This window comes from Gemmiger formicilis (assembly GCF_024462815.1).
Classification (GTDB): domain Bacteria; phylum Bacillota; class Clostridia; order Oscillospirales; family Ruminococcaceae; genus Gemmiger.
Map to the genome: position 1 here is coordinate 1 of NZ_JANGCG010000018.1, position 14,374 is coordinate 14,374.

Annotated in this window: 10 protein-coding genes, 1 tRNA gene and 1 pseudogene; 2 read left to right on the forward strand and 10 right to left on the reverse strand. The window is 56.9% G+C overall.

Translation table 11 applies throughout. From position 1 onward, the window contains the following. Nucleotides 1–65: 65 nt before the first annotated feature. The 10 genes and pseudogenes from NE623_RS12290 to NE623_RS12335 form a co-directional block, all read right to left on the reverse strand. On the reverse strand, nucleotides 66–4,109 hold the full coding sequence (locus tag NE623_RS12290) for a PolC-type DNA polymerase III (protein WP_370866749.1): 4,044 nt from the start codon (nucleotides 4,107–4,109) through the stop codon (nucleotides 66–68). Between the two features lie 307 nt (nucleotides 4,110–4,416). Beyond that, a complete protein-coding gene (gene ispG, locus NE623_RS12295; protein ID WP_256273274.1) occupies nucleotides 4,417–5,469 on the reverse strand; it encodes a flavodoxin-dependent (E)-4-hydroxy-3-methylbut-2-enyl-diphosphate synthase in 1,053 nt (350 codons plus the stop codon). 12 nt (nucleotides 5,470–5,481) lie between these two features. Beyond that, nucleotides 5,482–6,569, reverse strand: a pseudogene (locus NE623_RS12300) (M50 family metallopeptidase). A 15-nt stretch (nucleotides 6,570–6,584) separates the two neighbouring features. After that, on the reverse strand, nucleotides 6,585–7,736 hold the full coding sequence (gene dxr, locus NE623_RS12305; RefSeq protein WP_256273272.1) for a 1-deoxy-D-xylulose-5-phosphate reductoisomerase: 1,152 nt from the start codon (nucleotides 7,734–7,736) through the stop codon (nucleotides 6,585–6,587). A 12-nt stretch (nucleotides 7,737–7,748) separates the two neighbouring features. Next, entirely contained in the window at nucleotides 7,749–8,609 is an 861-nt protein-coding gene (locus NE623_RS12310; RefSeq protein ID WP_256273271.1) for a phosphatidate cytidylyltransferase, read from the reverse strand. Nucleotides 8,610–8,755: 146 nt separating this feature from the next. Continuing rightward, nucleotides 8,756–9,310: a ribosome recycling factor gene (gene frr / locus NE623_RS12315; protein ID WP_256273270.1), complete on the reverse strand. Its 555-nt coding sequence runs from the start codon at nucleotides 9,308–9,310 to the stop codon at nucleotides 8,756–8,758. Between the two features lie 57 nt (nucleotides 9,311–9,367). Continuing rightward, entirely contained in the window at nucleotides 9,368–10,075 is a 708-nt protein-coding gene (pyrH, locus tag NE623_RS12320; RefSeq protein WP_256273267.1) for a UMP kinase, read from the reverse strand. Between the two features lie 236 nt (nucleotides 10,076–10,311). After that, entirely contained in the window at nucleotides 10,312–11,106 is a 795-nt protein-coding gene (locus NE623_RS12325; protein WP_256273266.1) for a sensor histidine kinase, read from the reverse strand. An 18-nt stretch (nucleotides 11,107–11,124) separates the two neighbouring features. Then, nucleotides 11,125–11,928, reverse strand: coding sequence for a hypothetical protein (locus NE623_RS12330; protein WP_256273265.1), 804 nt, complete (start codon nucleotides 11,926–11,928; stop codon nucleotides 11,125–11,127). 1 nt (nucleotide 11,929) lies between these two features. Beyond that, nucleotides 11,930–12,202, reverse strand: a complete 273-nt coding sequence (locus tag NE623_RS12335; RefSeq protein WP_256273264.1) for a hypothetical protein — start codon at nucleotides 12,200–12,202, stop codon at nucleotides 11,930–11,932. A gap of 282 nt (nucleotides 12,203–12,484) precedes the next feature. Here NE623_RS12335 and NE623_RS12340 point away from each other — a divergent pair. Together NE623_RS12340 and NE623_RS12345 are read left to right on the forward strand one after the other, a co-directional pair. Continuing rightward, nucleotides 12,485–12,560: transfer RNA gene (locus NE623_RS12340), tRNA-Ala, on the forward strand. A 347-nt stretch (nucleotides 12,561–12,907) separates the two neighbouring features. Next, complete coding sequence (locus NE623_RS12345) at nucleotides 12,908–14,374, forward strand: ABC transporter substrate-binding protein (protein ID WP_256273263.1); 1,467 nt, start codon at nucleotides 12,908–12,910, stop codon at nucleotides 14,372–14,374.

Here is a 14,374-nt window from a genome sequence, read left to right on the forward strand (position 1 = left end):
CCCCCCCCCCGCGGGCGGATGCAAGCATCCGCCCCTACAGGATTTCCCGCAGATTGGCACCCTGTTTACATCATGCTGAACAAATCTACCTGACTGGTTTCGGGCAGATTGCCGAGAGCCCCGACCGCACGCAGCTTGTCAAAGACCGACTGCGCCACGCCGCTGGCCTGCTGCAGCTCCTCAACCGAAATATACTCCTGCCCGTGCATCGTGGCTTCTTCCAGCGCCACGGCGGCGGCATCGCCCAGACCGCGGATGGCTGTGAACGGCAGGCGGACCTTGCCATCCTCCACCACATATTTGCTGGCGTAGCTCTTGCCCAGCTCGATGGGCAGAAATTCACAGCCGCGCTGCAGCATTTCGTTTTCCAGCTGCAGGCTGACAAGGGCGTCATCGTCCTTGGCGGTGCGCTCCTCCTTGGGGATTTTCTCGTTGTCCTTCAGGTGCTGCTTGGCCACGCGGACGCCGCCCACGGCGGCCTCGTAGTCAATATCCGCGCCGCGCACCGTAAAGTAGACCGCATAGAAAATGGCCGGGTGGTAGACCTTGAACCACATCAGGCGGATGGCCGCCATCAGGTAGGCCACGGCGTGCGCCTTGGGGAACATATACTTGATTTTGCGGCAGGATTCGATATACCAGTCGGGCACATCGTGCTCCCGCATGGCCTCCTCCCACCCGGGCTTGAAGCCGCCCTTGGCGACCTTGCCCTTACGCACGGCCTCCATAATGTCAAAGGACATTTTGGGTTCCAGCCCCTTGCGCAGCAGATACAGCATAATGCTGTCACGGCAGCCGATTACCTCGGCAATCGTACAGGTGCCCGAGCGAATCAGCTCGTCGGCGTTGCCGGTCCAGACGTCGGTGCCGTGGGACAGGCCGGAAATCTGAATCAGCTCCGAGAAGTTCTTCGGCTGGGCGTCCAGCAGCATCTGGCGCACGAAGTTCGTGCCCATCTCAGGGATGCCGAAGGTGCCGGTCTTGGAGCCAATCTGCTCCTCGGTCACGCCCAGCGCCGCCGGGCTGGTCAGAAGGCTGTAGACCTTCTCATCGTTCATCGGCACAGAGTCGATGGGAATACCGGAGTATTCCTCAAAATACTTATAGAAGGTAGGCACATCGTGGCCCAGCTCGTCCAGCTTGAGCAGCGTATCGTGCAGATACTTGAATTCAAAGTGGGTGGTCAACAGGCCGCCCTTGACGTCATCCGCCGGGTGCTGGATGGCGCAGAAATCGTAAATATCGAAGGTGTCCGGCACAACAACCATGCCGCCGGGGTGCTGGCCGGTGGTACGCTTGACACCGGTGCAACCCATAACCAGCCGGTTTTCCTCGGCACGGTTGACGGTCTTGCCGCGCTCCTCCAGATATTTTTTGACATAACCGTAGGCGGTTTTGTCCTGCAGACCGGAGACTGTACCCGCCTTAAAGACGTTTTCCTTGCCGAAAAGCTCCTCGGTGTAGCGGTGCACGTGGGACTGATACATACCCGAGAAGTTCAGGTCGATATCCGGCTCCTTATCGCCGTAGAAGCCCAGGAAGGTTTCAAATGGGATATCGTGGCCCTCGACAATCATCGGCTTGCCGCAGATCGGGCAGGTCTTGTCCGGCAGGTCGAAGCCATCAAAGTGGATGCCGTCGTTAATCCACTCGCTGTGCTTGCAGTTGGGGCAGAGATAATGCGGCGGCATCGAGTTGACCTCCGAGATGCCGGAGAAGTGCGCCACAGCCGACGAACCGACAGAGCCACGGCTGCCCACCTGATAGCCGCCCGCGTTGGAGTAGGCCACCAGACGCACGGCAATGACGTACAGAACCGCGTAACCGTGGCCGCAGATGGAATCAAGCTCCTTTTTCAGCCGCTTTTGCAGCACATCCGGCAGCGGGCTGCCGTAGTCCCGGGCGGCGTGCTTCCAGGTATCGTCGCGCAACTCCTGCTCAGCACCGGGGATGCTGGGCGGGTAGGTGCCCTTGGGGATGGCGCGCAGATTGTTGTCAATCGTGGCTGCAATCTTGTTGGGGTTTGTCACCACAATTTCGTAGGCCTTTTCCTGCGGCAGATAGCTGAAGTCCTCCAGCATATCGGGCGTGGTGCGGAAGTACAGCGGAGCCTGATTATCGGCGTCCTTGAAGCCGTTGCCGGCCTGCAGGACCGCGCGGTAAATCCAGTCCTCCGGCTCCTGAAAGTGGGAGTCTCCTGTGGCGACAACCGGCTTGTGCAGATCCTCGCCCAGCTGTATCACGGTGCGGTTGAAGTTCTTGATGGCTTCTATCGAGTCCACCTGACCGTTGCGAACCATAAATTCGTTGTTGCCAAGGGGCTGCACCTCAAGATAATCGTAATAATCGGCAATGCGCAGCAGCTGCTCATAGGGCTGGCCCGCCACAATCGCCCTGTAAAGCTCACCTGCTTCACAGGCCGGAGAGAGCAGCAGTCCCTCGCGGTACTGGTTCAGCAGGCTGCGCGGCACACGCGGCTTTTTGAAGAAATACTGCGTGTGGGCCGCACTGACAATGCGGTACAGGTTCTTCAAGCCCACCTGATTCTGCACCAGTATAATAAGGTGGTAGTATTTCTTTTTCAGCACCTCTTTGTTGCCGCCAAGGCCGGTGTTGATGGCCTCCACCGTGTGGATGTCCTTCTCCACAAGGTCGGTCAGCATAACCTCAAAGATGCGGGCCAGCGCCATTGCATCGTCCACCGCACGGTGGTGGTTGAAGGGCGGGATTTCCAGATGCTTGTTGATGGTGTCCAGCTTATAGTTGCGCAGCCCCGGGAAGAGCGCCTGGCCCATCGGCAGGGTGTCGATGTAGGTATTCTCTTCCCAGCTGACGCCCGCCTTCTCCCCTGCCTTGCGGATAAACAGCATATCAAAGCTGTGCGCATTGTGCGCCACCAGAATGTTATCGCCGCAGAATTCCTTGAAGGCGCGGATGGCCTCCTCCGGCGTGGGGGCATCGGCCACCATCGCATCGTTGATGCCGGTCAGGTCCACCACCTTCTGCGGGATGGGCTTGCCGGGGTTGACGAAGGTGCAGAATTTCTTTTCCTCGTTGATTTTGCCGTTTTCCACATAGACGGCGCCGATTTCAGTCAGACGCTCGGTGTTGGGGTCAAGGCCGGTGGTTTCGGTGTCAAAGACAACGAAGGAGCCGGAAAGCGGCATTTCGGCCTTGCCGTAGACGGCGGGAATCATATCGTCCACGAAGTAGGCCTCGCAGCCGTAAATCAGCTTGAAGTTGGGGTCAGTCTCGTGGATGGCATCGGTGGCCAGCATGGCCTCCGGGTAGCCCTGGCAGACGCCGTGGTCCGTGATGGCAATGGCGCGGTGGCCCATGCGATGGGCCAGACGCACAATCTTGCCGGGATCATTGAAGCCGTCCATCGAGCTGGACTTGGTGTGCAGATGCAGCTCCACGCGCTTTTCCCCGTCCGGGGCGGTGTCCTGGCGCTGCTCACGCTCCACCTGCAGAACATCATACGGCATAATGACAAAGTCATGCTCGTATTTATCATACATATAGTTGCCGCGGACAATCAGGGTTGTGCCTGGCTTAAGGCCCTCCCACTTGGACATATCGGCGTCCTCGTCTCCCAGAACCTTGAGGTTGACCGAGCCCGAATAGTCGGTGATGGAGGTAAAGTAAATCTTGCGGCGGCTGCCCTTGACCTCGGTGGCAAAAACGTCGCCCCAGACCGTGACCTTGCCGCCGTCCCCCAGATCGTTGAGGCGGCGGGTGTCCGCAGGCTTGAAGCTCTTACCGTAAAAGAGCTTGACCGGCTTGTTGGTCAGCGCCAGACCCTCAATCGTGAAGTCGGGCGGCGTCTCCTTGGCCTCGAACTTGACGGCGGGGGCCTTCTCCTGCAGATACTGCTCAAATTCCTCCTCGGTGCGCGCCTTGCCGCTGTCGGCCAGACGCACGATGGGCAGACTGCCGGTGCGCTCCTGAATGAGCTCTGCCAGCACGCGGGGCAGTTCAACGCTTTCCAGAATCTGGCGGCCCGCGTTGACGTGGATGGTGATGCCATCCTCCCCGAAGGTGACCGGCTGGGCCTTATCCAGAAAGCCGTTGACCGGCATTCCCTTCTCCTTCAGCTCCTCCAGCATCAGGCGCACAGCCTCGGGGGTGATGTTCGGGTAGGCAAAATAGCTGCGCACCTGCAGCTCGTACCCGGCAAACACCTCGCCAAGGGACGCACAAAGACGCCCGCACAGCGCCTGATCCAAGGGTTCAGCACTGCGCAGGCAGATTACGACCTGTCTTTTTGTGCGGTAAAGCTCCACGCGGTCTACAAGCACACTGCCAAAGGCGGCGCAGAACTGCTGGTCTGCCGTAAACTGCGGCCAGACCTGTGTGACAAATGGTTTCAAAAAGATACCTCACAAATCGGGTGTGGAAGGTTTGGTGTGGGGCTCACATCTTATGGATTTCCTCCAGCAGCTGTCCGACAATATCGCCCTTCAGCATACGGATTTTCTCGCCGCGGATGAAAAGTAGTGCCTCGTCCTTGCCGCCCGCAATGCCGATGTCGGCGTCACTGGCCTCGCCCGGGCCGTTGACAACACAGCCCATAATGGCAATCTTCAGTGGCTTCTTGAATCCCTCGTCCCGCAGACGCTGCTCAACCTCGTTGGCAATTTCAATCATCGGGTACTGGGTGCGGCCACAGGTGGGACAGCTGATGATTTCCGGGCCGGCCACCGCATAACCGGCGGCGCGCAGAATGTCATAGCCCGCGTAGACCTCGTTCTCCGGCTCATCGGTCAGGCTGACGCGCAGCGTGTCACCGATGCCCTCCATCAGCAGACCGCCGATGCCCATGCCGGATTTAATCAGACCCATACGGTTGCCGCCCGCCTCGGTCACGCCAACGTGCAGGGGGTAATCGGTCTGGCTGGCCAGCAGACGGTAGGCCGCCATCATGCGCGGCACGTTGCTGGATTTTATCGAAATAACGATATTGTCAAAATCATATTTCTGCAGAAGGCGCACGTGGTACATGGCGCTTTCCACCATCGCCTCGGGCACAGGCGCGCCGTACTTGGCAAGGATGTGCTTCTCCAGGCTGCCGCCGTTGACACCAATACGGATGGGCACATTCTTGGCGTTGCAGGCGTCCGCAACTGCTTTCACACGGTCGTCATCGCCGATATTGCCGGGGTTGATACGGATTTTGTCCGCGCCTGCGTCCAGTGCAGCCAGCGCGGCGCGGTAGTCAAAGTGGATGTCCGCCACAACAGGGATGTCAACCCTCTCCTTGATGGCGGCCACAACAGCGGCGTCCGCCGGGGTGGGCACGGTCACGCGGACAATCTGACAGCCCGCCTTGGCCACGCGCTCTGCCTGCGCCACGTTGCCCGCAATGTCCTTGACAGGCACGTTCAGCATAGTCTGCACAGCAATCGGGTTTGTGCCGCCGATTTTGATATTGCCAATCTTGACTTCCTTTTTCAGTTGACGCTGCATCGTAGTCTCTCCTTATAAGAATCGTGATATATCCTGCATGGTGACCAGAAGCATCAGCCACAGCAGGGCCACCATACCCGCGGTGTTCACAAAGCCCTGTGCACGTTCCGGCACAGGGTGGCCGGTCAGTGCCTCCCACAAAAGGAAAAGCAGCTTGCAGCCGTCCAGCGCCGGGATAGGCAGCAGATTGAAGATGCCGACATTGATGGTCAGCAGAGCCATCAGCGAAAGGGCATCTCGCCAGCCGTACCGCACGGCCTGACTGACCGCTGATACCGTGCCGATGGGGCCGGACAGCTCCTCCACGCCCGCCTTGCCGGTGAAAAGCTCCCAGAAGCCGCCCAGAATTGCCCCGCTGTAGTAGCGGAACATTTCCCCTGTCAGGGCTGCGGCATTTTTCGCGCTCATTCTCTGCGAAGCAACGCGGAAATCCGTGCCGTACAGCACATTTCCGTTTTCGTCCAGTGTCGGGGCCACCGTCACGGCGGGCAGGCTCACAACCTCACCGCCGCGCAGCACCTTCATGGTGTGGGTCTTTTCGGTGCCGTCAAAAGCGCCGGATAGGGTGTACACCGTCCAGCAGGGCTTGCCGTCAATCTGTAAAATCGTATCGCCCCGCTGCAAAACCGCGGCGCTTTGAGAGTTTTCGCCGAAGTCGGCAACCGTGGTGCTGCCGGTTCTCCCCTGCGAGAGCACCAGCACCAGCAGCACCGCAATGCCCAGCACAAAATTCATCAGCGCACCGCACAGCGTCACAAAAAAGCGTTGCCACGCGGTGGCCTCCTCAAATTTCCGGCCGCCTACCGCCAGCGGAAAGAGGACTGTTTTGCGCGGCGGCGGGGCGAACGGTGTAGCGTCCTCCCCTTCCTCGTCCTCCTCAGGCGGGCGGCTGAACAGATTGTAGCCGCCCAACGGCAGCAAGCGGATAGAATAGGTCGTTCCGTTTTTTTGGTGGACCACAGGCATGGGCCAAAGCCGATGGAAAACTCCTCGACAATGATGCCGCAATGGCGTGCCGCCATAAAATGGCCCAGCTCATGCACCAGAATGACGCCGCCAAACACGAGCAGCGATGCCAGCCCGGTCAGCAATGCAGTCATAGGCACCTCACAATGTTAAATATGGGCTTCCACATAGGCTCTCGCCATGCGGTCACATTCGTGCACATCGGCCAGCGTATAGTCCCCACCGAAGGAGTCGCTGTCCACAATACCCTCGACCAGACGGCCTATATCCAAGAAGCCGATTTCATCCCGCAGGAAGTGCGCCACGGCGGCCTCGTTGGCACCGTTGGCGGCGCAGGGGGCCAGACCACCCTTGCGGATGGCCTTCTTGCAGGCCTTCAGGCAGCGGAAGGTCTCATCGTCCGCGGTGGCAATGCTCAGCTTGGTCAGGGCAGCAAAATCCAGCTCCGGCACGGGGCTGGGCAGGCGCTCGGGCCAGGTCAGCGCGTACTGGATGGGAATGCGCATATCGGGCACGCCGAGCTGCGCAATGACGGAATGGTCGGCAAACTGCACCGCCGAATGGATGATGCTCTCACGCTGAACCACAATCTGGATTTTATCCTCCGGCAGGCCGAACAGCCAGGCGGCCTCAATCAGCTCAAGGCCTTTGTTCATCAGCGTGGCGGAGTCGATGGTGATTTTGGCGCCCATATTCCAGTTGGGGTGTTTGAGGGCGTCCGCCTTCGTCTTGGTGCGCAGTTCCTCGGTGGTCATACCGAAGAAGGGGCCGCCGGAGGCGGTCAGCAGGATTTTTTCCAGCGTTTTGGCGCTGTGTGCATCCTGCAGGCACTGGAAGATAGCGCTGTGCTCGCTGTCCACCGGCAGCAGATGCACGCCGTTTTTCTTGACGGCATCGGTGACCAGATGGCCACCGGTGACAAGGCTTTCCTTGTTGGCCAGCGCCAGATCGTGGCCGCTTTCAATGGCTGCCAGCGAGGCATCCAGACCCGCAATGCCCACAACCGCGTTCAGCACGGTACCTGCGCCGTCCATCATGGCCAGCTGCTTCAGACCGTCCGCGCCCTTCAGCAGGGTGGGTGCCCCCGCCTGCCCTGCCAGTGCGGCGGACAGCTTATCGAAGGCGGCGGGGTCGGTGACAGCCACATATTTGGGGTGAAATTCCGCAATCTGAGCCAGCAGCTTGTCGACACTGGAATTGGCGGACAGGCCGAAAACCTCATAGCCGTGCATACGGCAGACATCCAGACTCTGGGTACCAATGGAGCCGGTGGAGCCCAGCAGTGTGATAACCTTACTCATGGTAACATTCCCTCACAGCAGATAAAAGAAGTAGCGCACCGCGATGGAGACAAAGGGCGCAATGAACATAACGCTGTCAAACCGGTCCAGAATACCGCCGTGGCCCGGGAAAATCGTTCCGTAGTCCTTGATGCCGACCTGACGCTTGACCGAGGAGGCGAACAAGTCACCCAGAATTCCCAGCACGGACGCCACTGCACCCATGCCCAGCAGCACCAGATAGTGGCGCGGCTGCACGCCGATGCTCAGCACATTGTAATGAGCAGACAGCAGCGAGTAGACCAGCGTGAGCACACAGCCCGCCAGCATACTGCCCAGCACGCCGCCCACGGCGCCCTCCACCGTTTTGTGGGGGCTGACCACGGGGGCCAGCTTGTGCTTGCCAAAGGCACGGCCCGCAAAGTAGGCAGCCGTGTCTCCACCCCATGCAAAGCAGAGGATGAGCAGGATGAAGTAGATGGCATCATAGCGGTACTGGGTAAAGGGCAGCATCCGCTTCAGATGGATGAGCGAGTAGAAGCAGAACGTGATTACGGTTGAGAAGTAGACAAAGCCCGCCAGCTTACCAAAATCCAGCGTTTTTACGTTCCTAATCTGGCAGACGTTATAGAACAGCACCGTCAGAAACGCCGCCGGCAGCAGCAGGCTGCGCACCATCTGTGAGCTGCTGAGCATGACAAGCAGCGTCAGCGGCACGGCGGCCACATAGAGGTACCACTCCTTTTTGCCGAAACCCATGGCGGTGTACACCTCATGGATGGCAAGCAGACAGATGGCACTGAGTACGAGGTCAAACAGGAACGTGTCAAAAAATGCCAGAACAACAGCCAGAACGCTCAGGCCGACAACGGATGTGATGATGCGGGTCTTCATAAACGGTGGTTCCCTTTCGCGGAAGTGATTGGGCAATGCCGCACGCCGGCAAACGGTGATGCAGCCTGTCATAAGTTGTATTGCAATAACAGCCTATGCGAGCGTGCCGCATGGCATACCCGCACAGGCTATTGCTCACGGAGGAATCAGACCTCCATGATTTCCTTGTTCTTGTCGGCGCAGGTATCGTCAATCATCTTGACGTACTTGTCGGTCAGCTTCTGGGTTTCTTCCTCCAGCTTCTTCTGGTCATCCTCCGTCAGCTCGCCGGCCTTCTTCATGGCCTTGAACTTGTCCATTGCGTCGCGGCGGATGTTGCGCACGGCGGTCTTGGCGTCCTCGCCCTGCTTCTTCACGTCCTTGGTCAGCTGCTTGCGGCGCTCTTCGGTCGGTGCCGGGAAAACCAGACGGATAATCTGGCCGTCATCAATCGGGTTGATGCCGATGTCGCTGGTCTGGATGGCCTTGGAGATGGGCTTGAGCATCGAGCGATCCCACGGAGAGATGGTCAGGATGCGGGCCTCGGCCACAGCCACGGCGGCAATCTGCTGGATGGGCGTGGGGCTGCCGTAGTAGTCCACGGTAACCTTGTCCAGAATGGCGGGGTTGGCGCGGCCTGCGCGGATGGAGGCCAGCTCATGCACCAGATGGTTGACACTGGCGTTCATTTTTTCTTCAAAGGGTTTCGTAGTGCTGCTCATAATCAGATTCTCCTTATTTTAAGATAGTATAGGGGGAAAATATGAATTTTTCAATTCTTATTCCTTGACGAGGGTACCGACCATCTCACCCTCGCAGGCCTTGGCAATGTTGGCGGGCTGGCCCAGATCAAAGACGAGGATGGGCAGGCCGTTGTCACGGCAGAGGGTTGCGGCGGTGGAGTCCATAACGGCCAGACGCTCATCCAGCACGCGGGTAAAGGTCAGCGTGTCATAGCGCACAGCGTCCGGGTACTTGTGGGGGTCCTTGTCATAGACGCCGTCCACCATCGTGGCCTTGAACATAGCATCGGCGCTGATTTCCAGTGCGCGCAGGGCGCTGGCCGTGTCGGTGGAGAAAATCGGGTTGCCCGTACCGCCGCCGAACACAACAATCTTGCCGCTTTCCAGCGCAGCAATGGCCTTGTCGCTGGTGAAGCACTCGGCCACCTGCGGCATAAAGGAGCTGGTCATCACAACGGCGTCCACACCCTGCTGGTGCAAGGCGTCCTTGACCGCCAGCGCGTTCATAACCGTGGCCAGCATACCAATCTTGTCCGCGTCCATGCGGTCCATCTTGCCGCTGGAACGGCCGCGCCAGAAGTTGCCGCCGCCCACAACAATGGCAATCTGGGTGCCCAGATCGTGCGCCGCCTTGATGCCCGCGCAGATAGAAGCGATGGTCTCCTCATCAAAGCCCGTGCCCTTGGGACCAGACAGAGCCTCGCCGCTGACCTTCAGAAGAATACGTTTATACTGAATTGCCATAAAAAACACCACCTGTAGTTATTTTGGCGGTTCACCGTGCCGCACAGGCATAGTAAACCATTCTTTTTGTAGTTTATTTTACAATACTTTGCGCGTAAAGTAAAGCGGTGGCGGTAAAAAAAGACGGCCGCCCGGTGCGGGCAGCCGAAAAGGTAGTGATATATCGTTCTTATCGTGTTTTTGCACTGTAGGGGCCGGGCACGCCACGGAGGGGTCAAGCCCCCTCCCTACTTTCTTTACCGGTTGGCCAGCAGCGCCAGCTCGCGCTGTATCAGCTGCCGCCGGGTGCGCTGCTCGGCCATGCGCTCCGCCGGGGATTCCAGCATCAGGTTTTCCAGCGGCGGGGCGGCGGGCAAGGTGAATTGCAGCTCGGTGCCCGGGCCCTCTCCCACAGCCAGCGCCCAGTCCATTGCTCTGGCGTAGGCGGCAATCAGCGGCAGGCCCAGCCCGCCCGCATGGAGCAGACGCTCGCTCCATTTTTCCTCGGTCAGCAGCGCTCTGGCATCGGGCGGCAGGCCGGGGCCGTTGTCCCGATAGACAAAGCAGCCCGGCGCACAGTGCAGCACAATGTGTGCTGCGCCATCCACGGCCAGCGTGTTGGAAACAAGGTTTGTCACAAGGCCGTTCAGCAGCGTGGCATCCCCCATTGTGGGCAGAAATTCCACCCCCGCGCAGCAGAGCTCCACGGTGAACGGCAGGCCGCAGCGGGCGGCCTCCTCTTGCAGAATGTCGCAGATTTCCCGCAACTGGCTGACCAGATCCATCGGCCGCGGCGTGCAGCTGCCGCGCAGAAGCGCCGCCGTGGCGGCGTCCGAGGTCTGGTCCCCCAAGCGGCGCAGGCTGAGCAGCTGTGTGCGCAGCTCGTCAAAAATCGGCTGGAGCTCGGCGCGCTGGGCCGGGCTGGTTGTCCGCTCCAGACTGTCCTGCAAAGCCTCAAAGGCATTCTCCATGCTGTCAAGAGAGCGCCGGAACCGCCCGCGCAGTCCTCCGCGCAGTGCCAGCAGTGCTGTGCCGTCATCCTCTTTGTACATGGAGACACCTTCTTTACATTATAAGTATGGTTCTGCCCGGCTGCACAGCTCCTGCAGCAGCCCCGCCATCAATTGCCCATTGGAGAGCACGCCGTCCTCGGGCCGGCCGCAGCGGCGGCAAAGTGCCCGGTAGGGCTCCATGCCGCGCTTGGACATCTTCTGGGAAAGCCGGTTCATCGCCGAGGTCACCGTGCCGAGCTCAATGCCCTCCTCTGCGGCAACGTACTGCTGCAGCACGCCAATCTGCTGCGGGTGGTCGGCATACAGTGCGTAGAGCAGCATACGCTCCGCATAATGGTAGCCGCTCAGCGTGGCAGGGGCACCGTAGTCGTCCAGCACCGCATCACAGCAGCCGCGCAGATGGTACAGCCGATGCTCATCATCGGTAGAGCCCATACGGTAGATTTCATCAAACAGGCTTTTCATCCCATAGGGGCGCAGCATAATCTGATACTGGGAGAACAGCCGCAATGCCTTGCGGGCCGCGGTTTCCTCCGGCACCGGAACAACCACCAGCACGGCGGGCTCCGGGTCAAGGTGCATCGTGCTGATTTCCTGCAGAAGGCTGGTCACGGACGGCTTTGTGAGCAGCGCATCCAGCACAAGCACCCGCGGGCGCAGTCCGCCGTGCAGCAGCTCCAGAACCTCCTGCCCAGTGGCGGCCACCGCCGCCGCGCTGACCTCTGCGCCGTGCGTTTTGGCAAACAGCTTCATTGTGTCCCTGTCCAGTTTGGCGTTGAACGCAAACAGCGCCGTCACAGCGGTGGTCTTGGGCAGGGCGGTTTTTTCGTGCAAGGGGCGTTCGTTCAACAACACTGCCATATCAGCCCACCGCCGATCCGCACAGGTCAACCAGAATTGCGGACACATGCACAGGGTCCACGGCATTTTCATATAGAAAACGTGTCAGCATCCCTGCGCGGTCCTCCTCTGTGTCACACAGCATATAGGCTGCCGCAGGGCCTCCCTCCCGCTGTACGCTGATTACAAAGGCGTCCTGCTCCCGCAGCAGCGTATAGGTCACGGTCCCGGCGCACTGCAGATCCGCCAGTGCGGAAAATTCTCTTCGGTAGCTTGCTATTGGTTTGGCTTCCATAAAGCTCTTCCCCCCACACGTTAGTATTATAGTTGTTTTTACTATAGTGCATCTCGCGCGTGGGGTTCAATCTGCACTGTGTATACGTTTTTGTACGGTAAGTGCAAGATTTGTATTATTATAGCACTATATAATAGAAAGCGCAAGAAATATCTGATTTTTCCCTTGTTACAATATAATTCGTATGTTATACGATGTGTACCGGGGCGCAGGCACAAAAATTCTGATTTGCTCTTGACTTTTTTACGGAAATGGTTTACACTAATCTAGTCGTCAAGACATGGGCCTGTAGCTCAGTTGGGAGAGCGTTCGGTTCGCATCCGAGAGGTCAAGGGTTCGAATCCCTCCAGGTCCACCATACAAGAAAAATCCGAACCTATTTCCGATTGGAGAAGAGTTCGGATTTTTTGTTTTCTTTGGGTACGATAACGACGGCTCCCGTGGAAGATACAAAACCCCGACACCTTGCCATAGACCGTACCCACACGACAAGAGTTTGGAGGACATAATATTGCAAAACCAAAGATGTCAATCGGCGTAATGCATTCGATCAGGCAAGAACTGGAACTCTAGGCATAAAACCGAAGTATGTCACAGAGATATTTGTGGACAAAGAGAATGCGGACATGGCACGCCATATTCTACATAGCCTATGACATGGTATTGCTATGAAGCAAAATTCTAGATGTCGGAGAATCTGAAATTATGTATAACAATAGACAAAATAACCGATTTAGCAAATTCATCGGTGCTATTGTAGTAAGTCTGCTTGTTCTTATCACAGGATGCTCATCTACTCAAAAGGGAACCAATTCAGCCAAGCCAATTACAGAGGATAGCTCAAATCCAGTCACTTTAACAGTCTACCTTACCGCTCACTATGCAAACCCCGATACACATTGTCCTATCTATGAAAAACTGCTAGACTACCAAAAAGAGAACCCTAATATCACAATACAGTTCGTATCACCCAAAGAAGGTGATACCGCAGAGCGTGAGGTTGAGATTCATCGGCTAAATACGGAAATCATTTCAGGCAAGGGTCCCGACCTTTTTATTATGGAAGGAAACCGATTGACGAATGTTAATTTGTTTCCAGATATTGAAAAAAGTATGATGAATGGAGCTTTCCTTGATCTCACCGATGTAATGGATTCAAACGAATTCACAGCAGAGAATTTTTATATGCCTCTTTTAGATGCTGGAAAACTAAAAGGAAAACAGTATATTTTACCTTTGTGCTTTTCAGTTCCAACTCTGACAAGTGCAGAAAGCGTTCTGAAAGACAGCAAATTTGATACGCCTACCGCATCAAAAAGCCTTGCAGCCACGATGGATGAACTGCTGCGTATCTACAAGGAAAAACCAATGCTGGTTGTGACGGACTTTAGCATGACAAGCGCGTTATCGCAGCCAATCATCGATTACAAGAATCAAGCTATTAACTTGGACACAGTTAGTTGTCGGCAAACATTAGCATACGAAAAAGAATTCCGTACGGGTGAAATTTCTTATGAGATGCATAATGGTTTGTTTGACAGTTTCGATCCAGAAGTAGTCCGAGATAATTTTGCAAACGGTGAACCTTTTGCTAGTCTTGACCCAAGCTATATGACGGTGGGACTTCTTCGGCAGTGTGCGGCTCTTGGAATCGCAACCGTAACACTCCCCATTCCCAATGAGCTAGGCGGTGTTACTGCTGAAATCGGTTCTTACGCAATGGGAAATCGAAACACAAAGCATCCAGCAGAGGTAAAAGCACTTTTAGCATATCTTCTTAGTGAAGGATGCCAGTCGAGTTCGGCGTTTGCGGATAAAGATATGTTTCCTGTCCGACGTGGATGTCTTAAAAAATGCATGGAAGCACAATATCAATTCAGTGTCTATGATGCATCCCATGAAAAAATAGGGCAAGAAGATATTGAAAACCGAAAAGAGATGTATGGGGATAATTTAACTAATGCACAGCTAGATCAACTTGAAACAATATGCGACAAGATCAATGCAGCGCAATATCACACAATTTGGTACCGTGCCTTGCAGCTTGATCAAAGTGAGGATGGAGGAAATCTTCTAAGCGAAACGATGGTTCAGTATTGGAATGATGAAATCACCCTTGATGAGCTTGTTGAGCGACTTACTCCGCGGCTCAAATTGTACCTTAATGAATAA